The organism is Caballeronia sp. M23-90 (genome assembly GCF_053574605.1).
The window spans coordinates 1-21921 of record NZ_JBSIPA010000062.1 but is presented as its reverse complement, the minus strand read 5'-3'; the positions used below and the strand labels follow the sequence as shown (position 1 = coordinate 21921).

The window sequence follows — 21921 nt, the reverse complement described above, 5'->3', positions numbered from 1 at the left end:
TGAGCACGCGCGAAGGCGAGGAGGCGCTGGTCCTGCAGGCATTCACCGCGCTGCGAAACCACGTGCCCGATGCGTTGCTGATTCTGGTGCCGCGCCATCCCCAACGGTTCGATGAAGTCGCCGCACTGATCAACGGCGCTGCGCTGACCCAGGCCCGGCGCTCGACGTGGGCTGGACGTGCGACCGCCGCCGGATCGGGTATCGATGCCGCGCCGCCCTTGCCTTTGGATGTCAACGTCCTGCTCGGCGATTCAATGGGCGAGCTGGGCGCGTATTACGCGGCGTCGGATGTGGCGTTTATTGGCGGGAGTTTGCTGCCGTTGGGCGGGCAGAATTTGATCGAAGCGTGTGCAGCGGGCGTGCCGGTGTTGATTGGACCGCATACGTTCAACTTCACGCAGGCAACCAACGATGCGATCGCGGAAGGCGCCGCGTTGCGTGTCAGCGACCCGGCAGCACTGGCGCGTGGCCTGCGCGATCTTTTCACCGATAAACCCCGCCGCTTGGCAATGAGCGCGGCGGCATCGGCATTCGCGGCGAAGCATCGCGGAGCGACGGCGAGGACGGTGGATGCGTTGGGGGTGTTGTTGCGGGCAAATGCCGAGGAAGCAGGAAACGGCTTTTCAATACACGATCCGGCGTGAAGCACGAGCCGGCGGTTGCTGACGCCGGGGCTAACGCCTTCCCGCCAGCAACCGCTCGAGACACGCCACAAACCGCTCGTTGCTGGCTTCGAGCCCGTAGTCCCGCGCGCGCCCCGACGCCGCGCGCATGAAGCCATCGCGTAGCGTGTCGTCCAGCAGCAGACGCGACATCGCCAGCGCCATCGCGTCTACATCACCGATGGGAACCAGCAAGCCGAACTTGCCATCGTCGAGAATCTCGCGTGGTCCTGTCGGGCAATCGGTGGAAATCACCGGTTTCCCGAGCGCCAGCGCCTCGAGCAGGACCATCGGCATGCCTTCGTAGCGCGAACTCAGCACCAGCGCGCTCGCGCCTGCGACCACTGCGTGCGGGTTGTTCCGATACCCCGTGAAGTGCACGCGTTCCCCCACGCCCAGTTCAGCCGCGAGCGCTTCCAGCTCGGCGCGAAAGCCGCCATCGCCCACGATCACGAGGTCTTCCTTCAGCGCGCCTTCATGGGTCGCGGCAAGGCGCGCATACGCACGCAGCAAGGTGCGGTGATCCTTCTGGATCTCATCGAGCCGCGCCACCGAAACAATGTACGGCCCGGGACATGGCGGCGTTTCCCGAGCGGCGGCGTTCTCGCGAATCCGGTCGATATCGATGGCGTTCGGCAGCACGAACACGTTGCGCAGATGCCCGTCGAAGAGCGCGGTCGCTTCTTCGGCCATGTGCCGGTTCAGCGCCGCAATGCCGTCGTAGCGGCCGTATTGGGCCAGCATGCGCTTCATTTTCCGGCGCCGGCCGCCGAGCCGGGCATCGAAACTGAAATGATTCACACCGAGCCATGCCGTGCCGAAGCGGCCAGCAAGCCGGCGCAAGGACATGTCGAAGTCGATGATGATGTCGTTACGCTGCGCCAGCTCGGCCACGCGCGCTTTCACGTACGGACGCACGGCGAGCGTGTTGAACACATCGCGCCCGACGCGGCCAAGCTTGCTGAGCGTATGCGCGTAGCGGCGCTTTTGAAAGGTATTGAGCCAGGGTTTGTCGGTCAGGATCTCGACGGCTACATCCGGCGGAATCTGCGCGCGAAATCGCTGCTCGAACGCAGGCGATGTGAACATCACCGAGAGCGTCACCGCGTAGCGGGCGCGCTCGAAGATGCGTAGCCATTGCATCAGCGAAGTCTCGATGCCGCCGTCGTTGAAATCCGCGACATGAAACAGCACGGAAACGCGGCCCGAAGACTGATCCACGGCCTTGGCAGGCGCGGACGAGGCCACGGAAGCGCGTTCCAGTATCACGGCGGTGTCGGCGGGACTGTCGATCGGAATTCTCCCAGTTGCTGGCTACGGCCATAGGAATAATGAAGGCAATATCCTAACGCACTCGACATACCCGACGCAGTTTCCCCGCGTCCCGGACTTGCCCATGCCGGGGTTCAAACCTTCAACAATCCCTTCTTTTCGATAAAACTCACCACCTGATCGAGCCCGTCGAGCGCTTTCAGGTTGCACATCACGAAAGGACGTTCGCCACGCATCTTTGTGGCATCGGAGGCCATGATGTCGAGATTTGCGCCCACGTAAGGCGCGAGATCGATCTTGTTGATCACCAGAAGGTCGGATTTGGTGATACCCGGGCCGCCTTTACGGGGGATTTTTTCTCCGCCGGCGACATCGATTACATAAATGGTCAGGTCCGACAATTCCGGACTGAACGTGGCCGCGAGATTGTCTCCGCCCGATTCGATAAACACGATATCCGCGTCCGGAAAGCGCTCGATCATCTGGTCGACGGCTTCCAGGTTGATCGACGCGTCTTCACGAATGGCGGTGTGCGGGCAGCCGCCCGTTTCCACGCCCATGATGCGTTCGGCCGGCAACGCGCCCGCCACCGTGAGGAGTCGCTGATCTTCTTTAGTGTAGATGTCGTTCGTGATGGCGACGAGGTCGTATTTTTCGCGCATCGCCTTGCAGAGCATTTCGAGCAACGTGGTCTTGCCCGAGCCAACCGGGCCGCCCACGCCTACGCGCAACGGCGGCAGTTTTTTGGTGCGGCGTGCCGCGGCGGAATAGACAGGTGCGTTCATGGATTTGAGCTAGGAGCGGAATAAGCGCGAGTATTGCGACTCGTGACGTGCGGAAAGAATGCCGAGTTGCGGCGCAAAGGTATTGATTTCGTCGGGCGAGGTCGCGAGCGCCCGCTGGACTGCGGTTTCAATGGGATCGCGCAGCGCCACGATGATCCGTTGCCCTGCGATCTGGCCGAGCGGCACGGCTTTCAACGCTGCTGCCGCCTGATTCTCCACCCACGCAAAGGCGTAGGCGGCGAGGGTGGCGTCGGGCGCGGCATCGTGGGCATAGGCGGCGAACGCGAATGCCGTTGGCTGCGAGACCGGCTTGATCGCGTTGAGCGTGGCGAGGCGCGCGGCGTCGCCCCATTCGAGTTGCGTGCACAACTGCGCAAGCGACCAGCCCATTTGCTGCGTCTCGCGGCGCAATTCCGCCGATTCACGGCTGGCGAGGAATTCTTCGTCGGCTTGCGTGAGTGCGGCGGCGTCGTGCGTCAGCCAGCGGTTCATCTGATGCGCGAGGAACGGGAGTTCGCCGCGCGCCAGCACGTTTGTCAGGCCGCTTGCGATCCAGTCGCGGGCGCTGTCGCCATCGTGGATAAAACCATGTTCTATCGCCGATTCCAGACCCTGCGAATAACTGAACGCACCGATAGGCAACGCCGGCGACGCCAGGTGCAGGAGCGCCGTGAGTTCAGCGGTGCGCATGACCGTGGTCGTGCCCTTCATGGCCTTCATGCCCGTGCGAGCATTGCGAATGGTCGCCGTGATCGTGGTCGTGGCCATGATCGTGGTCGTGCCCATGCGCGTGATCGTGCGAGTGGCTGTGATGTTCGTCGAAGACCTTTTGCGCGAGCGCATAGTCTTCCACGAACGTCTCGTCGTGCCCGTGCTTGTGGCCGCCGCCATACGCGCCCGTTTCCGGCTGGAACTGCGTCAGTGCGTGATCCACATGCGCGCCGAGGCGCTTCAACATGTCTTCCAACACTGGATCGGCTTCCAGTTTCAATTGTCCGGCTGCCACTTCCACCGGCGTGTGGCGATTGCCCAAGTGGTACGCGGCACGCGTCAGCGTGACCGGGTCGTGCGCGTGAACCACCAGCACGTCTTGCGGAGCGGCGATCACGCGAACCAGACCGCCATCGTCGGCAACGAGAATATCGCCGTCGCGCAGCACCGTGCCGCGCGGCAGCACCAGCGCCACTTCCTCACCGTTATCCAGCGTGGCAGCGAGGCGGCTTTTGCAGCGGTCATCGAAGGTGAGGGTGAGCGTCGGCGCGCGCTTGATCAGCGGCGCGGCCAGTTTCGCTTCGATACGTTTGTCGATCGTGCGCATTGAGGTCTCAGAAAAGGAAGTAGCGCTGCGCCATCGGCAGGACGCTTGCCGGCTCGCAGGTGAGCAACTGGCCGTCGGCTACGACCTGGTACGTTTCGGGATCGACGGTGATCGACGGCCTGTACGCATTGTGAATCATGTCGGCCTTCGAGATATTCCGGCAGTTCTTCACCGCGACCACCTGTTTCTTCAGACCGTACTTCTCACCGATGCCGTCATCCAGCGCCATCTGCGAGACGAAGGTCAGTGATGTCTTGCCCAGCGCCCCGCCGCGCGTTGCGAACATCTCGCGATAATGCACCGGCTGCGGCGTCGGGATCGACGCGTTCGGGTCGCCCATCTGCGCGACGGCGATCATGCCGCCCTTGAGGATCATCGCGGGTTTCACGCCGAAGAACGCCGGTTCCCAGAACACGAGATCGGCCCATTTCCCCGCTTCGATGGAACCCACTTCGTGTGCGATGCCATGCGTGATCGCCGGGTTGATGGTGTACTTGGCGACGTAGCGTTTTGCGCGGAAATTATCATTGCGCGCGTTGTCTTCGGGCAGCGCGCCGCGTTGCGTTTTCATCTTGTGCGCGGTCTGCCACGTGCGCATGACGACTTCGCCGACACGGCCCATTGCTTGTGAATCCGACGACAGCATGGACAACGCGCCCAGGTCGTGAAGGATGTCCTCGGCGGCGATGGTCTCCCGGCGAATGCGCGATTCGGCGAACGCGATATCTTCCGCAATGGATGGATCAAGGTGATGGCAGACCATCAGCATGTCGAGGTGTTCATCGAGCGTGTTGATGGTGTACGGCCGCGTAGGATTCGTCGAGGAAGGCAGCACGTTCGACTCGCCGCAGACCTTGATGATGTCCGGCGCATGGCCGCCGCCCGCGCCTTCGGTGTGATACGTGTGGATCGTGCGGCCCTTGAAAGCAGCGACGGTCGTCTCCACGAACCCTGCTTCGTTCAGCGTGTCCGTGTGGATGGCGACTTGCGTATCGGTATCGTCGGCAACGGATAGACAATTGTCGATGGCCGCGGGTGTCGTGCCCCAGTCCTCGTGCAGCTTCAGTCCAATCGCGCCGGCCTTGATCTGTTCGATGGCAGGCGCGGGCAAGCTCACGTTCCCCTTGCCGAGAAAGCCGAGGTTGACTGGCCAACCATCGGCGGCTTGCAGCATGCGTTCCAGGTGCCACGGACCTGGCGTGCACGTGGTTGCGTTCGTGCCGGTCGCGGGACCCGTGCCGCCGCCGAGCATGGTCGTCACGCCCGAGGCCAGCGCTTCATCGATTTGTTGCGGGCTGATGAAGTGAATATGCGAGTCGATACCGCCCGCCGTCACGATCATCCCTTCGCCTGCGATCACTTCGGTGGCGGCGCCGATCGCAATCGTCACGCCCGGCTGGATATCCGGATTACCCGCCTTGCCGATGGCAAACACGCGTCCATCCTTGATGCCGATATCCGCCTTCACGATGCCCCAGTAGTCGAGGATCAGCGCGTTCGTCACGACCGTATCCACGACTTCGGCATGCACGCGCTGCGACTGGCCCATGCCGTCGCGAATCACCTTGCCGCCGCCGAATTTCACCTCTTCGCCATAGGTGGTGAAGTCGCGTTCGACTTCGATCAGCAGGTCGGTATCGGCGAGACGCACGCGGTCGCCGGTGGTCGGGCCGAACATCTCCGCGTAGGCGCGGCGTCCGATGCGTAGCGTCATTTCAATAATCCTGAAGTAGAGATCAAAGCGGACCCATCACGAGGCCGTTGAAGCCATACACCTTGCGGTCGCCGGCAAGCGCCACGAGTTCGACCGTGCGTTCCTGGCCCGGCTCGAAGCGCACTGCCGTACCTGACGCAATGTTCAGCCGGAAGCCGCGCGCCTTGTCGCGTTCGAACGTGAGCGCCGTGTTGACTTCGAAGAAATGAAAGTGCGAGCCGACCTGCACGGGCCGGTCGCCAGTATTGGATACCGTCACGGACACCGTCTCGCGGCCCGCGTTGAGTTCGTGCTCACCATCGTCGATGAGGTATTCGCCCGGGATCATGCGCGGCTCCTTCAGGGAATCAGGGGATCGGATGGTGAACGGTCACGAGCTTGGTGCCGTCGGGGAAGGTGGCTTCTATCTGGATGTCGGGGATCATTTCCGCCACGCCGTCCATGACGTCATCGCGCGTGAGCAGGGTGGTGCCGTAGTGCATGACGTCGGCGACCGTGCGGCCGTCGCGCGCCGCTTCCATCAATGCCGCCGAAATAAAGGCGACGGCTTCCGGGTAATTGAGTTTCAACCCGCGTGCACGGCGGCGTTCGGCCAGCAATGCGGCGGTGAAGATCAGCAGCTTGTCTTTTTCGCGGTGAGTTAGCTTCATGGCTTGGACGTGTTTTAGTCAGGACGCGATTTTTGAAGAATCCTAGCATCGCTTCCCTACGATTTCATTGTATGAACTTGCGGAGTTCGACGGTCGTCGGCCGCTCGAAAATCTCTTCCGGCGTGCCGCTTTCCCACACGCGTCCCTGATGCATGAACACGACCTTGTTCGATACCCGCCGTGCAAAACGCATCTCGTGCGTGACCATGATGAGCGTCATGCCATCGGCGGCGAGGCTTTCGACCACGGCCAGCACTTCGCCCACGAGCTCGGGGTCGAGCGCTGACGTGATTTCATCGCAGAGAAGAACGGTGGGTTTCATCGCCAGCGCGCGTGCGATTGCCACACGTTGCTGTTGTCCGCCCGATAGTTGCTCAGGATAGGAATTGAACTTATCGGCGAGACCAACGCGTTCTAGCACTTGCTCGGCGGTGGCGCGTGCCTTCGCCTTGTGGACTTTCTTGACCACCGTCTGCGCGAGCATCACGTTCTGACCTGCGGTCAGATGCGGAAACAGGTTGTACTGCTGGAACACCATGCCCACTTTCAGGCGCAATGCGCGCAGGTCGGCGTGACGAGCATCGATGTGTTCGCCGTCGATTTCAATCGATCCTTCGTCGATGCTTTCAAGTCCGTTCAAGGTCCGCAGCAAGGTGCTCTTGCCAGAGCCGCTGCGCCCGATGATCGCCACCACCTGTCCCGGTTCCACCGAAAAATCGATGCCCTTCAGGACCTGGTTCGTGCCGAATTGCTTCTTGAGGTTTTGAGTTTCAACGAGCGGCATTCCATTTCCTTTCGAGCGTGCGCGCGTAACGGGTAAGCGGATAACAGATCACGAAGTAGATCACCGCAACGAGACCGTAGACCACGAACGGCCGGAAGGTCGCGTTCGAAATCATCGTGCCCGCCTTGGTGAGTTCGGTGAAGCCGATGATCGAGACGAGCGCCGTGTCCTTCACGGCCTGTACGCCGAAACCGACCGTCGGGCCAATGGCGATGCGCGTGGCTTGCGGAATGATCACGTGACGCAGTTGCTCGAAGTAGTTCATCGCAAGACTCGACGATGCTTCCCATTGACCCTTGGGAACCGCTTCCACGCAGCCGCGCCAGATTTCGGCGAGATACGCGCTCGTGAACAGCGTGAGTCCGACCGTTGCCGCGATCCAGGGTTGAACTTCAACGCCGAGCAACGGCAGGCCGAAGAACACGAGGAACAGTTGCATCAGGAGCGGCGTGCCCTGGAAGATCTCGATGTAGACCTTCACGATCGTCCGCAACACGCGCGAACTCGATACGCGCATCACCAGCAGCACGAAGCCCACGATCCCGCCCGCCACGAACGAGACGATCGAGAGCACGATCGTCCAGCGCGCCGCGAGCAGCAAGTTGGTGAGGATCTGTTCGAAGGTGAATTCGATCATCGCGCGCCTCGCATGTTGCGGGCGAACATGCGCCTGCCGGCTTCGTTGAGCAGAAAGCGCAGGATGATCGCCATCACGAGGTACATCGCGGTGATCAGGAAGTAGGTTTCGAACGCGCGGAAATTGCGCGACTGGATGTAGCTCGCCGCGTACGTCAAATCAGACACCGATATCTGCGATACGACCGCAGAGCCGAGCATCGTGATCACGATCTGGCTGGTCAGCGCCGGAAACACCTTGGCGATGGCTTGCGGCAGGACCACGTGCCGGAAGGTCTCGCCGCGCGTCATCGCAAGCGATGCCGCCGCTTCGAGATGTCCTTTAGGCACGGCCGCGATTCCCGAGCGGATGATCTCGACCGAATACGCGCCGAGGTTCAGCGTCATTGCCAGGACGGCCGCGACGTATTCATCGATGCGGATTCCCAGCGCCGGCAGCCCGAAGAACACAAAGAACAACTGGACGATGAACGGCGTATTTCTGATTGCCTCCACATAGCCGCCCACGAACGAGCGCAGCGCCGGATATTTGCTGCCTTTGCCCGCCGCACCGAGGATGCCGACCGTGAGGCCGAGCACCGTCGATACAGCGGTAAGCCCCAGCGTGACCGCCGCGCCGCTCACGAACATGCCGGCGTACTGCCCGAGGTCGCCGAACTGAAGTTGATATGCCATTGACCGGCGCCTTGTTGTTTTATTTCAGATGATCGAGCGAGATTTCAGACTTCACAGACCGGCCGGCAGCGGCGCCTTGAACCACTTCTGCGACATGGCTTCGAGCGTGCCGTCCTTCTTCGACTGGGCAATGGCGGCATCCACCTTCGCGAGCAGGCGCGGTTCGTTCTTGTTCATGCCGACAAAACATGGCGAGTTCTTGATCACGAATTTCGGTTCCGGACGGCGCGGCGGATTCTTCGCGAGGATCGCCGCCGCCACGATGTTGCCCGCCGCGATCAACTGGACCTGACCCGAGAGAAACGCCTGGATGGTCGCGTTGTTGTCTTCGAAGCGCTTGATATTTGCGGTTGGCGCCATTTGCGTCAGCGCGATTTCTTCGAGCGCGCCACGGGTCGCGCCGACGGTCTTGCCGTTCAGGTCGGCCGGGCCGGTGACCTTGATATCGGCGGGACCGAATACGCCCTGGAAGTACGGCGCGTACGCGGCGGAAAAGTCCATGACCTTCTCGCGATCCGGTGTTTTGCCCAGCGACGAAATCACGAGATCCACTTTGTTCGTCGTCAGGTACGGCACGCGGTTCGCGCTGTTCACGGGAACCAGTTCCAGCTTCACGCCCAGCGATTTGGCGAGGAGCGCGGCCATATCGATGTCGTAGCCCTGCGGTTTCATGTCCCCGCCGACCGCGCCGAACGGCGGGTAATCTTCCGGCACCGCGACTTTGAGCGTGCCGGCTTTCGTGATGGAGTCGAGCGCGTCGGCGTGAGCGGTGTTCGAGGTCAGGGCGAGCGCCGGAATGGCGAGAAGGGCGGAGGCGAGCGTGCTGAATGCGAACCGAAGGGCGGTGCGGCGAAGCGTGCTGGTCATTTGTCTGCTTTCCTTGAGGCTGTGTGGCGCGGTGCGTATCGTCTATTGGATGCACTCGTCGGAAAGGTGATTAAGCGAGAGTCGTGCCACCGGCTTCGCGCCTTGATGGTAAAGGCTGTGCGTCGTACGTGTTTGAGTGATGCACAAATTATGGGCTTTTTTATGCGCTCTCGTGGTGCCAGTTTTCTGCGTACTTACCCGGCTACGTAGTCCAAAGCCGCAACGGTTTTGCATCGATACCGTGAATGATTGGACGCAACGTTGACCAGCATTGCGTCATCAAAAGCTGTAGCGGCGCCATGGAATGGCTCGCGGCGCGCACGATCAGAACGCCCGGCGTCACGCACGACACGGCGGCGCGGACGGTGTCGTTGAAGGGGAGATTTGCGGCGATGGATTCCGCCAGCGCGTCGTCGCAAGCGGGGCCGATTGCCCAGAGCGTGCCGTAAGCAGGAAAACCGGCGAGACCTTGCGGCGCCTTGCGCAGCGGGTCGTCGGCTGTGAGCAGCGTGCGTTCGAACCATCGCAGCCGGCCTGTGTTGTCCTTGATGCGGGCAATCGAGGCGAGCTTTCCCTCGGACCATCGTTCGCCCGCTGCCTGACGGCCCAGCTGCATTGCGTCCCAGCCGATAGCCGTGGCGGTCTCATCCAGCGTCAGCGTGAAATCCAGCGCCACATTCGACGACTCGAACACAATGTTGTTCTGCGGCAGCCAGTCGAGCTTCGCGTTCGCGCCAACATGGATGTTGATGCGCTGCGTGGCGAGCTTGCCGTTCGCCTTGTACCACTTGGTCGCGCCGGGCGTGGTGATGACAGCGTGCGTTTGCGCGCCCAGATCGATATCGATAGCCAGCCGGTCACCGCCCGCCACACCGCCCGGCGGATGCACGATCACCGCGTGGCAGATGGCATCGCCTTCCGGGTACAGCGCGCGCTGCATGCGCAACGGGCCAACATGCCTGCGATGCGTAAGCGCCGTACGCGCCGGCGACTGTTGCGTGAAGCCAAGTTCGAGTTTGCCATGCCATTCATCAGCGTCGGGCAAGGGCAAGAGTGCAGCGATAGGTTCGTGATGCATAAGGCGTCAAAGATCGGGACGAGCCGCCATGTTACGGCGTGCGTCAGACAGCGATCAACTCCCGCACGCCTTGCGCTTCCATATCCGCGCCCGCGCCACCCGCGACAATCTCGCCGCGGCTCATTACCCAATACCGGTCGGCGAGTTCGCGTGCGAAGTCGTAGTACTGCTCGACGAGCAACACGGTCATGCCCATTTCATCGACGAGTTGGCGCAACGTGCGCCCGATATCCTGAATGATCGATGGCTGAATGCCCTCGGTGGGTTCATCGAGAATCAGAAGTTGCGGTTCGCTCATCAATGCGCGGCCAATCGCTAGCTGTTGCTGCTGGCCGCCCGACAAATCCCCGCCGCGCCGATGCTTCATCTCTTTGAGCACGGGAAAAAGCTCGTAGATCCGGTCCGGTACTTTCGATGGCGACTTGCGGCTCGCCGCGCCCACCAGAAGGTTTTCCTCGACCGTCAGCCGCCCGAAGATATCGCGTCCTTGCGGCACATAAGCAAGACCGCTCGATACGCGCTTGTAAGTCGGCATGGATGAAATTTTCGCGCCGCGCCATGAAATCGTGCCGCTTTTCGTGGGGACGACGCCCATCAGGCAGCGCAGCAAAGTAGTCTTGCCCACGCCGTTGCGGCCAAGCAATACGGTGAGTTTTCCATCGGGCACGGTCATCTTCACATCGCGAAGGATGTGGCTGCCGCCGTAGAACTGGTTGAGTGAATCGACTTCGAGCATTTCTGGATTCCCGTGTTGGCCAAATTAGCGGCCGAGGTACGACTCGATCACCTTCTCGTTGCGCTTCACTTCGTCGAGCGTGCCATGCGCGAGGACGCTGCCTTCTGCCATCACCGTCACGCGGCCTGTTTCGCCGGACAGCGCCGCGACGAATTCCATGTCGTGCTCGACGACCATCATCGAACAGGTGCCGCGCAGCTTGTTGAGCAACTCGGCGAGCTGCATGGTCTCGTGATCCGTCATGCCGGCGGCGGGTTCGTCGAGCAGAAGCAGGGCGGGTTGCTGCATCAGCAGCATGCCGATTTCCAGACGCTGCTTCTGGCCGTGCGACAACTCGCCGGCGAAACGCGTGGCGTCGGCTTCGAGATGGATCAATTCCAGCGTTTCTTCAATGCGCGCCTGCGCCTCGCGATCCAGCTTCGACCTGAGTGACGCAAGCCATCCCTTGTCGGTTTTCATCGCGAGTTCGAGGTTTTCCCAGACCGGATGATTCTCGAACACGGTGGGCTTCTGGAACTTGCGCCCAATACCCGTGCGCGCAATCACCGGCTCCGACATGCGCGACAGATCGAACGTCTGCCCGAGGAACACCTTGCCCGAATCCGGACGAGTTTTTCCGGTGACGACGTCCATCATCGTGGTCTTGCCCGCGCCGTTCGGGCCGATCACGCAGCGCAGTTCGCCGACGTCGATAGACAACGTCAGCTTGTTCAGCGCGCGAAAACCATCGAAGCTCACGGTCACGTCTTCGAGATAAAGAATCGTGCCGTGCGATACATCGATCGCGCCCGGATCCAGCACATGGCCCAGGCCCGTGATGCCGTTCTGGTTACGCTCGTTGAGTTCGGGTAAGGGCGGCAGGTCCACGATCAAGGCGTTGTATGCGTTAGGTGAGGTCAATGAGGTGATCAATGTGAATGCCCTCCGGCTTTCTTCTTGCGCATCGCCATGTCGATAAGACCCATGATTCCGCTTGGCAGCAACAAGGGCACGAGCGTGAAGATCAGGCCCAGAAAGAACAGCCAATACTCAGGAAAGTTCGCCGTAAAAAAGCTCTTCGCGCCATTCACCGCAAACGCGCCGATGATCGGTCCAATCAACGTTCCGCGTCCGCCAACGGCCACCCAGATCGCCATCTCGATGGAATTCCCCGGCGACATTTCATTCGGGTTGATGATGCCGACTTGCGGTACATACAACGCGCCCGCGATGCCGCACAACACGGCGGACACAGTCCAGATGAAGAGCTTGTACGCGAGCGGGCTATAGCCCAGGAACATCAGCCGCGCTTCGCCATCGCGTACACCGGTTACGACGCGTCCGAGCTTCGACGTGACAATCGCCCGCGCCGCGATAAACGCCAGGATCAGCACGCCGAGCGTCATCAGGAACAGCACGGTCCGCGTGCTTGCCGCGGTGATCGGAAATCCCGCAATGCGCTTGAAGTCGGTGAAGCCGTTGTTGCCGCCGAATCCTGTTTCGTTGCGATAGAACAGCAGCATCGCGGCGAAGGTCATGGCTTGCGTGATGATCGAGAGATACACGCCCTTCACCCGCGAACGGAACGTGAAGAATCCGAATACCCACGCCAGCACGCCCGGCACTACGATCACCAGCAACAACGCGTACCAGAGGTGCTCGGTGCCTTGCCAGTACCAAGGCAACTTGTGCCAGTCGAGGAACACCATGAAGTCGGGCAGGTCGCTCTGATAATTCCCTTCCCGTCCAATGGAGCGCATCAGGTACATGCCCATGGCGTAGCCGCCGAGCGCGAAGAAGAGCGCGTGCCCGAGGCTCAGGATGCCGCAATAACCCCACACGAGATCGAGCGCCAGCGCGCCGATCGCGTAGCACATGAGCTTGCCGACGAGCGTCATCGAATAAGCGCTGAGGTGGAACGCGCTCGACTCGGGAAGTACCAACGCGGCGATGGGCACGCAGATGCCCATCGCAATGATGAATGCGATCAGCGCAACCCAGCCGCTGCGCGGCAAGAGGGCGGCGCGCGGCGGCAGGCCCAAGGCGAAGCCTTCGCGCTTCGCCTGATCGTCGGGTTGTGGCGCGACATCGAGATTCGCGGAGACGTTGGGTGTATTCATCTCAAACCTCGGCGCTTCGGCCCTTCAGTGCAAACATGCCCTGAGGACGCTTCTGGATGAACAACACGATCAGCACGAGCACCGCAATCTTCGCGAGCACCGCGCCCCAGAACGGCTCGATCGTCTTGCTGACAAGCCCGAGCCCGAAGCCGCCGATAACCGTACCCGCCAGTTGTCCGACGCCGCCGAGCACGACCGTCATGAATGAATCGATGATGTAGCTCTGCCCCAGGTCCGGTCCGATATTGCCGATTTGCGACAGCGCGCATCCACCCAATCCGGCAATGCCCGCGCCGAACGCGAACGCATACGAATCGACACGTGCCGTCTTCACGCCGACACACGCTGCCATGCGCCGGTTCTGCGTGACGGCGCGCACGAAGAGGCCGAGGCGCGTCTTGGTCAGCACGACCCAGGCGAGCAGCACGACGACCAGCGAGAAGCCGAGGATGGTGATGCGGTTATAAGGCAGGATGAGATTCTGCATGACGGACACGCCGCCGCTCATCCACGACGGGTTCGTCACCTGCACGTTCTGCGCGCCGAAAATCGTGCGCGTTGCCTGAATCAGGATCAGGCTGATGCCGAACGTGGTCAGCAGCGTTTCGAGCGGACGTCCGTAGAGATGTTTCAACACCACCCGTTCCAGCACGATACCCACGACCGCGGCCGCGGCAAACGAAACCGGCACGGCAAACAGCGGATACCAGTTGAACGCAGCGGGCGCGTAATGCTGCACGAGGTTCTGAACCACATACGTGGCGTACGCGCCGATCATCAGGAACTCGCCGTGCGCCATGTTGATCACGCCGATCAATCCATACGTGATCGCGAGACCCAGCGCGGCCAGCAACAACACGCTTCCCAGCGATAAACCCGCGAAGATCGTGCCGACGACCTGTCCGCGTCGTTGAATGGAATCGAGTTCCTCAATGCCCGCCTGCGCCGCTGCACGCACGCGAGCATCGGGTTCGGCGAAGGTGCCGTCGGCGTTCTTCACCACGATCGGGCGCAGCAATTCGTTCATGTCCAGGTCGTGGCGCGCCGCGACCAGTTGCACGGCTTCGAGGCGTTTGTTGGCGTCGGTATCGTGGAGGGCGGTCGTGGCCCAGAGCGTATCGAGGCGCTTTTTCAGCGCGGGATCGGTCTCTTGCGCGCGGGCTTTATCGACGAGCGGTTTGATCGATGGATCGGCGTTCTTCAGCAATTCATCTATTGCCGCACGGCGCTTTTCGATATCCGGCGACGACAATTGCAACCCCGACAACGCGCCCGCTACCTTCGAGCGCAGCAAGTTGTTCAGCGTGACCGGTTGCGCGTCGGGCGCTTCCACGGTCTTGTTGGTCAGCGGGTCCTTGTTGCCGTCGTCGGTCTGGATCAGGACACGGCCGGCGTCGGTGGCGACCAGGGAACTGTCGGCGAGCGCGTTCAGAACCGCGACCGAGGGCGCGTCGGCGTTGGCGATCAGTTTGTCGATGGCGGCGGACTTGGCATCGAAGTCGTCGGCCGCGAGGGGTGCAAGGTCATCGGCGGAGAGCGCGGCGAACGCGGCGAGGGGCATGCAGGCAATCAGGATTGCGCAGAGGCCACGGCGAGCGAAGCGAAGAATCGAATCAGTCATGAATGGCCTGTCAGGTAGAACGTACGAACCGCCGCTCTTGTAGTTATGCTTCGAGCGCGGCGGTCCGGTCTTCGACTGAATACTTACTGAGACTTATGCAACGCGACGGCGGCGCAGGAACTCCGGAATCGAGCTGACCACATCCGGCTTGTTTTCGTTACCCGGAATGTACGGGCTCCACGGTTGCGCGCGGATTGCAGTCTTCGTGCGCCACACGACGTTGAACTGACCGTCCGCACGCACTTCGCCGATCATCACCGGCTTGTGCAGATGGTGGTTACCGTCCATCTCGAGTGTGAAGCCCGACGGCGCCGCGAACTTCTGGCCGACCATGGCCACGCGCACTTTATCGACATCGACGCTCTTCGCTTTTTCAGCCGCCTGCTTCCACATATGGATGCCGACGAAGGTCGCCTCCATCGGGTCGTTCGTCACGCGCTTCGTGCCGCCAGGCAGGTTGTTCTTCTTCACCCAGTCGGCGAACATCGCCTTGAACTTCGTGTTCTCCGGGTTCTTCAGCGACATGAAGTAATTCCATGCGGCCAGGTTGCCGACCAGCGGTTTTGTATCGATACCGCGCAATTCTTCTTCGCCAACCGAGAAAGCGACGACCGGAACGTCCGTCGCTTTCAGGCCCTGGTTGCCGAGTTCCTTGTAGAACGGCACGTTCGAATCGCCGTTCACAGTCGAGATCACGCAAGTCTTGCCGCCTTGCGAGAACGTCTTGATGTTCGCCACGATGGTCTGATAGTCCGCGTGGCCGAACGGCGTGTAGACCTCTTGAATGTCTTCGTCCTTCACGCCCTTCGAGTGCAGGAACGAACGCAGGATCTTGTTCGTCGTGCGCGGATAGACGTAATCGGTGCCGAGCAGGAAGAAGCGTTTTGCTGCGCCGCCTTCCTTGCTCATCAGGTACTCGGTTGCGGGAATCGCTTGCTGATTCGGCGCCGCGCCCGTGTAGAACACGTTCTTCGACATCTCTTCGCCCTCGTACTGCACCGGGTAGAAGAGCAGGCCGTTGAGTTCCTCGAACACCGGCAACACCGATTTCCGCGATACCGACGTCCAGCAGCCGAACGTCACCGCGACTTTGTCCTGCGAGATCAGTTGGCGGGCTTTTTCGGCGAAGAGCGGCCAGTTCGATGCCGGGTCGACCACCACCGGTTCCAGTTGACGCCCGAGCACGCCGCCGCTTGCATTGATCTGGGCGATGGTCATCAGCGCAGTGTCTTTCAGCGATGTCTCGGAGATCGCCATCGTGCCCGAGAGCGAATGGAGAACGCCGACTTTGATCGGTCCGGTATCGGCGGCTTGCGCTTTTGTGATGGGCAACTGGCCCGCAACGGCCAGTGCGCCCGACATGGAGCCGAATTTCAGGAGACTGCGTCGTTTCATGTAATTCCCCTTGCCGATATGTTTGTTTTAAAGCGGGTGTCTATGGATTTTTAATATCGCTGACGGAGAGTCAGTCAATAGGACACTGCAAGGGGTATGCCAATGAGTAGGAAATGCCGGACTGGCTTGGGTTCCAGGCTGGTCGGGGCGAGGACGCACGCCGACGGGATTCGTCGGATGCATGGTTTTGGTGCGTGGCTGTCGTGAACGCCTTATGCCGGTGCGGGAGGCTTGGAGGTGGAGCGTGGGATTAGCGAATAAGGGTGGCGCAGCCAGTTTCGCTTGATGGATGAGGTGTGCGTTCGCCTTGACTGAGAGGTTAAGGAATCTATTGCTTAGGAATAAAGGATTTTTCCTAATTTACGGGCAACCAGGCACACCATGGCACCTACCAAGATCGTTGATCGATATCAGCGGATTTTACAATTTGTAATTTTTTAATTATGAGAAAGTAGGTTTTTGGTAAGCCACCGTTAAACTGAAGTTGCATTTCATAAAGACGAATTATCTCAATAAAAACTTCGGATTGATGGGGAAGCAAAAAATGAAATTTAAAATAATTAAAGCACTGCTTGCTGGCTTGACCGTGGTGATAGTTTCTGGATGTGGAGGGAGCGACGATGAGTCGAATACCGGCGCGATAAACAAGTCGGCTGTATCCGACAGCGCTCCAACACCAACTGTAGTTTCCGACTTACAGACGTCCAAGGCAGCCGTGGGAAATCTAAAAGGCTATGTGTCGTCGGATAAAATCTGGCCTAAACGCACTATCAATGTATGCTGGAAGCTCGATGCTGCGACGTTCGCAAATACAGCGGAGCTCAGAGGCGTTGCGCAGCAAGCGGTGAAGGATTCTTGGGAGGATCATTCGGAGCTCGCTTTCCCGGGATGGAACATGTGCGATAACGACCCTGATTACCATGGGATTCGCATCGTCCTTTCGGACGAACGCGTCCATGTAACTTCCTTTGGTAAAGACCTGGATTCCCCCGATCAAGCAGTGTTTTTGAATTTCGAATACCAGAACTGGAATCCGTTCTGCCTTCCACCCAGCAACCGAGCCTACTGCGTCAAGGTCGAGGCCGTGCACGAGTTTGGGCACGCTTTAGGCTTTCAGCACGAGCAGCTGAGACCCGATGCGCCCGCATGGTGTATGGACACGCCATCGACTTATCCTTTCGGTGACACGTTTATCGGCGCCTGGGATACTGCGTCGGTGATGAACTATTGCAACCCCGTCTGGCAAGGCGACGGCAACCTGAGTCCCACCGATATCGAAATGGTCCAGCGTTTCTACGGAAAACCCGGCGGCACCCTTTACTTGGTGAGCAAACAAAGAGGCCCGGACCAGGAGATCACTGCATACGACAGCATTACCCAAAAAGCGTCGCCTCAATTCCTTTGTCAGCCAGTTCGCAGTCACTGGTCAACGGCGTGATTTCGAGCCCTGACGGTAAGAGAGTTTATGTTGTGGCCACGGACCTGACTGCCAGCAGCTTGGGTATAAGCCAGGTAACGGCCATTGATACGGATACAAACTCCGTGGCCTACGTCCGCTCAAACAAGCCAGGGCTTGTATTCGATCAGCTGGAAGTCTCGCCGGACAGCAAAACGTTGTACTTGCTGAATAAGTCAAATTCGAAGGTTGTCCTCTGGGATGCGGCGGCAGGCGACCCGTTGAGTTCCATAAATGTGACTGCACCGTCTGACGCATGGCTTGATAGAGGAACCGGCTGGATGGCGAAACCACAAACTGACAACAACAACCTCTACGTCATGCAGTTATATGACGTTGATAGGGCAAGCACGGTCCTTGGGATTGCCCAGCTTGATATTTCGCAACGTAAGCAAGTTCGCGTCGTCAAAGCAAGCCCATACAATGATTTGTCCGGCGATAGTTTTACCTTGGCACTCTCCACTGATGAAAAAAAGATCTTTTACCCAGCGACGAATAGTATTACCGGCCCGCAAGGTGGTTTTCTATCTCTTGATCTCGCTTCCGGCAAACTTAGTAAACTTGCGTCATTTACAACGCCAACCAATGTCACTGAAATGTTAGCTTTAGATAATGATTCTCTCGTATTTGGCAATGGGAACGCCGGTAACGGCCCAACAAAAGTGGACATCAAAACCGGGACGATAAATGCTATTCCCATGCCGCCCTCCTATTTGACTATCAAGGGGTACGATCACTTGGCAGCAGCAAACCCTAAGGATATTTTTGCAAGTAATATTAGTTCCATTTGGCAATCAACCTTGCAAAACGATGGATCCTATTCTGGAAAACTGCTGAGTGTAAGAGGAAGTTACGTTGCCGGTACCCTGAACCGTCCAATTGCTTTCGCTAGGGCGCATTAACTGGAAGCGACGTTCAACAGTTACGCTTCGGCCGCGACCGACATGGTCGCGGCTTCGTGAGTTTCCGTGAGGTTGATATATGGTGAATGGACCGAAAGTTATCGATTGACCATCCGCTTCGGCACACTCAACGCGAGTAACCCGCCGAGCACCATGAACGCGGCCAACATATACATGCCGCTTGCATTGGACGCGGTGGCTTGCTTCAACCACCCCACGAGATAGGGGCTGAGGAAACCCGCAAGATTCCCGAGCGAGTTGATCATTGCAATCCCGGCAGCGGCGCCCGTCCCGGCCAGAAACGCCGTAGGCAAGCTCCAGAACAACGGCAAGGTAGTGAGAATGCCCATCGTTGCCAAGGTAAGCCCGAGCATTGCCAAAGGAGTGTTCGTCGACCATATGACCGATAAAACAAGCCCCAACGCTCCAACAGCCGCCGGCACGGCAATATGCCACCTCCGCTCGCCACGTTTATCGGCACTGCGAGCAACAAGCAGCATCCCGATCACCGCCGCGCCGAAGGGAATAGCAGACAGCAATCCGATATTCAGCGCATCCGTCACTCCGGTCGCCTTGATGATCGTCGGCAGCCAGAAACTCACGCCGTACAGGCCCATCACGAACGAAAAGTACGTCAGGCTCATCAGCCAGACACGGCCGCTTTTGAGCACTTCGCGCACGGGCATGTCGACCTTCTCGACATTGTCCTTCGCGATGTTCCGTTCCAGCAACTCACGCTCTTCGGCGCTCAGCCACTTGGCCTTCGCAATCCGGTCGTCCATGAAAATGAAGACCAGCACGCCGACCACGATCGATGGAATGCCTTCCAGCAAGAACAGCCACTGCCACGAATGCCAGCCGTTGACGCCATCGAAGTTCTTCATGATCCAGCCGGACACCGGGCCGCCGATCAAACCCGATACGGCAATCGCGGTCATGAACAACGTCGTCATGCGTCCGCGCCGGTCGGCCGGGAACCAGTACGTGAGGTACAGGATGATGCCAGGGAAAAATCCCGCTTCGGCCACGCCCAATAAAAAGCGCATTACGTAGAACATGGTGGGCGTGGTGATGAACATCGTCAGCGCCGAGAGGATGCCCCACGTGATCATGATCCGCGCTATCCATACCCGCGCGCCGACCTTGTGCAGGATGACGTTGCTCGGGATCTCGAAGATGAAATAGCCGAAGAAAAAGATGCCCGCGCCGAAGCCATAGACAGCGTCGCTCAAGCCGAGATCGGTGGACATCTGCAACTTGGCAAAACCCACATTCACGCGGTCCAGATATGCGACCACATAACAAAGCAGCAATAGGGGCGACAGGCGCCATGCGACTTTTTTGTACGTTGCCGCTTCGAAGGCCGAAGGCGGCGCGCCCGCGCCCGGTCCGTGATACTCACCCGCAGTACTCGCCATGCTGTCTCCTGAATTTTATTATCGGTCGGAACAACGATTCTAGTCGTTGGCAATGGCCCTCAAACATCTGTTTTATATGGGGAAAACACCAAGCGAGGCGTCTTCCCCGAAGACCCTAGACGCAACGTCCGCCATCCACCTCCAGCGCCACGCCGGTGATGAACTCTGCGTCGTCGGAGGCCAGATACAAGGCCGCGTTCGCGATGTCTTGCGGTGTCGAGAGGCGTCCCAACGGAATCGAGGAGAGGAACTTCTGCCGGTTCGCGGGCGTGTCTTCCACGCCCATGAATTCGGACAGCAAACCCGTTTCGCCCATCACCGGGTTGATGCAGTTCACGCGTATCCGGTCGGGTCCTAACTCGACCGCCAGCGCCTTGCTCGCAATGATCACCGCCGCCTTGCTGCCGTTGTACCAGACCAGACCGGGGCGCGGCCGCACGCCCGCCGTCGATGCCACGTTGATGAACGACCCGCCGCCAACCGACCGGAAGTAGGGCACGAATTGCGTGACGCTGTGATAGATGCTCTTCACGTTCACCGCATAAACGCGGTCGAATTCGGCTTCGGTGACTTCCATCACCGGCTTGTTCCTGTGCGTCGTGCCGGCGTTGTTCACCACGACCTGGATGCTGCCGAAGTCTTCGATGGCGGCATCGAACAGCGTCTTCCAGTCGGCCTGTTTCGTGACATCGCCGGCGACCGCGATCGCCTTGCCGCCGCTCACGGCAATCTCGCTCGCAACGCGTTCCGCCGATGCCCCGTTCTGGTCGTTCACCACCACGTTTGCGCCTTCGCGCGCAAATGTCTTCGCGATTCCTTCGCCGAATCCCGATCCGCCGCCCGTCACAATTGCTGTCTTGCCTTGCAGTCTCATGTCGTCTCCAAGTTGTGGTTACTTAACCGTGTTTGATCGCAATGGTTTTAAGCACCGTGAATCCATACAACGCTTCGAAGCCTTTTTCACGGCCGTGTCCTGAATGTTTGACGCCGCCAAACGGCAGTTCCACGCCACCGCCCGCACCATAATTGTTGATGAACACTTGCCCGGATCTCACCTTTCGGGCAATGCGCATCTGCCGTCCGCCATCACGTGTCCAGACGCCCGCAACCAGGCCGAAGTTGGTGCCGTTGGCGAGTTTCAGGGCATCGGCTTCATCGTCGAAAGGCATGGCGCACAGGACCGGGCCGAACACCTCTTCCTGTGCCAGACGGTGCGATGGCGGGACATCGCGCAAGAGCGTCGGCGCCTGATAAAAGCCTGCTTCGGGCGCTTCCGATACCACCTCGCCGTGCGCGGCCATCGCGATTCCGTCATGCTGTGCATCGGAGAGAAAATCCCATACGCGCTGCTGCTGCTTCGCGCTGATGAGCGGTCCACAGTCCAGGTCGAGCTTGCTCGGCCCGACCTTCAGCGCGCTGAACGCTTCGCTCAAACGATCCAGCAGCGGCTCATACGCCGATCGTTCGATCAACACGCGGCTGCCCGCCGAACACGTCTGCCCGGCGTTCTGCACGATCGCCGAAACCAGGACCGGGATGGCGGCGTCGAAATCGGCATCGGCGAAGACGATCTGCGGCGACTTGCCGCCGAGTTCGAGGGTGACGGGCACGTGGTTATCGGCGGCCATCTTGACAACGGCGGCACCCGTTACCGGCGACCCGGTGAACGAGATGTGATCGATACCCGCGTGCCGCGCGAGCGCCGCTCCGGCTTCGTATCCATAGCCCGTGACAATGTTCAGTGCTCCCTCCGGCAATCCGGCTTCGGCGGCGAGCTCGGCGATCCGCAATATCGATAAACACGCGTCTTCTGCCGGTTTCACCACGCACGCGTTGCCCGCCGCCAGCGCCGA

23 protein-coding genes are annotated in these 21921 nt (G+C 59.9%); 3 read left to right on the top strand and 20 right to left on the bottom strand.

What is annotated here, in order from left to right; genetic code table 11:
• A partial coding sequence (locus ACRXB1_RS09380) for a glycosyltransferase (protein ID WP_449491837.1) occupies positions 1–644 on the top strand: 644 nt, incomplete at its 5' end.
• A gap of 30 nt (positions 645–674) precedes the next feature.
• On the opposite strand, the gene ACRXB1_RS09375 is transcribed toward ACRXB1_RS09380, so the two are convergent.
• The 17 genes from ACRXB1_RS09375 to urtA all read right to left on the bottom strand — a co-directional run bounded on the left by ACRXB1_RS09375 (position 675) and on the right by urtA (position 16292).
• Complete coding sequence (locus tag ACRXB1_RS09375; protein ID WP_062170205.1) at positions 675–1856, bottom strand: glycosyltransferase; 1182 nt, start codon at positions 1854–1856, stop codon at positions 675–677.
• Positions 1857–2068: 212 nt separating this feature from the next.
• A complete protein-coding gene (gene ureG, locus ACRXB1_RS09370; protein WP_449491836.1) occupies positions 2069–2719 on the bottom strand; it encodes an urease accessory protein UreG in 651 nt (216 codons plus the stop codon).
• A gap of 9 nt (positions 2720–2728) precedes the next feature.
• Positions 2729–3409 carry an urease accessory protein UreF gene (locus ACRXB1_RS09365; protein ID WP_062000948.1) on the bottom strand — a complete coding sequence of 227 codons (681 nt, stop codon included), beginning with the start codon at positions 3407–3409 and terminating at the stop codon, positions 2729–2731.
• Complete coding sequence (ureE, locus tag ACRXB1_RS09360) at positions 3396–4037, bottom strand: urease accessory protein UreE (protein WP_449491835.1); 642 nt, start codon at positions 4035–4037, stop codon at positions 3396–3398. Before ureE ends, ACRXB1_RS09365 begins: the two co-directional genes overlap by 14 nt.
• 7 nt (positions 4038–4044) lie before the next feature.
• Positions 4045–5751 (bottom strand): urease subunit alpha, encoded by a 1707-nt coding sequence (gene ureC, locus ACRXB1_RS09355; protein ID WP_449491834.1) that lies wholly within the window; start codon positions 5749–5751, stop codon positions 4045–4047.
• A gap of 22 nt (positions 5752–5773) precedes the next feature.
• Complete coding sequence (locus ACRXB1_RS09350) at positions 5774–6079, bottom strand: urease subunit beta (protein ID WP_062167398.1); 306 nt, start codon at positions 6077–6079, stop codon at positions 5774–5776.
• Between the two features lie 19 nt (positions 6080–6098).
• Positions 6099–6401 (bottom strand): urease subunit gamma, encoded by a 303-nt coding sequence (gene ureA / locus ACRXB1_RS09345; RefSeq protein WP_062000063.1) that lies wholly within the window; start codon positions 6399–6401, stop codon positions 6099–6101.
• Between the two features lie 64 nt (positions 6402–6465).
• Positions 6466–7185, bottom strand: coding sequence for an amino acid ABC transporter ATP-binding protein (locus ACRXB1_RS09340; RefSeq protein WP_075358870.1), 720 nt, complete (start codon positions 7183–7185; stop codon positions 6466–6468).
• Positions 7172–7822 carry an amino acid ABC transporter permease gene (locus tag ACRXB1_RS09335; protein WP_062000061.1) on the bottom strand — a complete coding sequence of 217 codons (651 nt, stop codon included), beginning with the start codon at positions 7820–7822 and terminating at the stop codon, positions 7172–7174. The genes ACRXB1_RS09340 and ACRXB1_RS09335 overlap by 14 nt, the downstream gene beginning before the upstream one ends.
• The gene (locus ACRXB1_RS09330) at positions 7819–8496 is read right to left on the bottom strand and encodes an amino acid ABC transporter permease (protein ID WP_062000060.1); all 678 of its coding nucleotides are present in this window, start codon (positions 8494–8496) and stop codon (positions 7819–7821) included. The genes ACRXB1_RS09335 and ACRXB1_RS09330 overlap by 4 nt, the downstream gene beginning before the upstream one ends.
• 51 nt (positions 8497–8547) lie before the next feature.
• The gene (locus ACRXB1_RS09325) at positions 8548–9363 is read right to left on the bottom strand and encodes a transporter substrate-binding domain-containing protein (protein ID WP_062167396.1); all 816 of its coding nucleotides are present in this window, start codon (positions 9361–9363) and stop codon (positions 8548–8550) included.
• A gap of 202 nt (positions 9364–9565) precedes the next feature.
• Entirely contained in the window at positions 9566–10441 is an 876-nt protein-coding gene (locus ACRXB1_RS09320; RefSeq protein ID WP_449491833.1) for an urease accessory protein UreD, read from the bottom strand.
• A gap of 43 nt (positions 10442–10484) precedes the next feature.
• Positions 10485–11177: an urea ABC transporter ATP-binding subunit UrtE gene (gene urtE, locus ACRXB1_RS09315; RefSeq protein ID WP_062000057.1), complete on the bottom strand. Its 693-nt coding sequence runs from the start codon at positions 11175–11177 to the stop codon at positions 10485–10487.
• A 24-nt stretch (positions 11178–11201) separates the two neighbouring features.
• On the bottom strand, positions 11202–11996 hold the full coding sequence (gene urtD / locus ACRXB1_RS09310; protein ID WP_231941382.1) for an urea ABC transporter ATP-binding protein UrtD: 795 nt from the start codon (positions 11994–11996) through the stop codon (positions 11202–11204).
• An 89-nt stretch (positions 11997–12085) separates the two neighbouring features.
• Positions 12086–13276, bottom strand: coding sequence for an urea ABC transporter permease subunit UrtC (gene urtC / locus ACRXB1_RS09305; protein WP_062000056.1), 1191 nt, complete (start codon positions 13274–13276; stop codon positions 12086–12088).
• 1 nt (position 13277) lies between these two features.
• A complete protein-coding gene (gene urtB, locus ACRXB1_RS09300; protein ID WP_062167392.1) occupies positions 13278–14897 on the bottom strand; it encodes an urea ABC transporter permease subunit UrtB in 1620 nt (539 codons plus the stop codon).
• A gap of 93 nt (positions 14898–14990) precedes the next feature.
• The gene (urtA, locus tag ACRXB1_RS09295) at positions 14991–16292 is read right to left on the bottom strand and encodes an urea ABC transporter substrate-binding protein (protein ID WP_062167390.1); all 1302 of its coding nucleotides are present in this window, start codon (positions 16290–16292) and stop codon (positions 14991–14993) included.
• 544 nt (positions 16293–16836) lie between these two features.
• Between urtA and ACRXB1_RS09290 the strand changes: the two genes are divergently transcribed.
• On the top strand, positions 16837–17730 hold the full coding sequence (locus ACRXB1_RS09290; RefSeq protein ID WP_449491832.1) for a M12 family metallopeptidase: 894 nt from the start codon (positions 16837–16839) through the stop codon (positions 17728–17730).
• A 32-nt stretch (positions 17731–17762) separates the two neighbouring features.
• Positions 17763–18650 carry a YncE family protein gene (locus tag ACRXB1_RS09285; RefSeq protein ID WP_449491831.1) on the top strand — a complete coding sequence of 296 codons (888 nt, stop codon included), beginning with the start codon at positions 17763–17765 and terminating at the stop codon, positions 18648–18650.
• 98 nt (positions 18651–18748) lie between these two features.
• Here the strand turns inward: ACRXB1_RS09285 and ACRXB1_RS09280 are convergent, their stop codons facing one another.
• From ACRXB1_RS09280 to ACRXB1_RS09270, 3 genes are all read right to left on the bottom strand, one after another.
• Complete coding sequence (locus ACRXB1_RS09280; RefSeq protein ID WP_449491830.1) at positions 18749–20068, bottom strand: MFS transporter; 1320 nt, start codon at positions 20066–20068, stop codon at positions 18749–18751.
• Between the two features lie 115 nt (positions 20069–20183).
• Positions 20184–20942, bottom strand: a complete 759-nt coding sequence (locus ACRXB1_RS09275) for an SDR family oxidoreductase (RefSeq protein ID WP_449491829.1) — start codon at positions 20940–20942, stop codon at positions 20184–20186.
• Between the two features lie 22 nt (positions 20943–20964).
• The coding region (locus tag ACRXB1_RS09270) for an aldehyde dehydrogenase family protein (RefSeq protein WP_449491828.1) at positions 20965–21921 on the bottom strand (957 nt) is incomplete at its 5' end.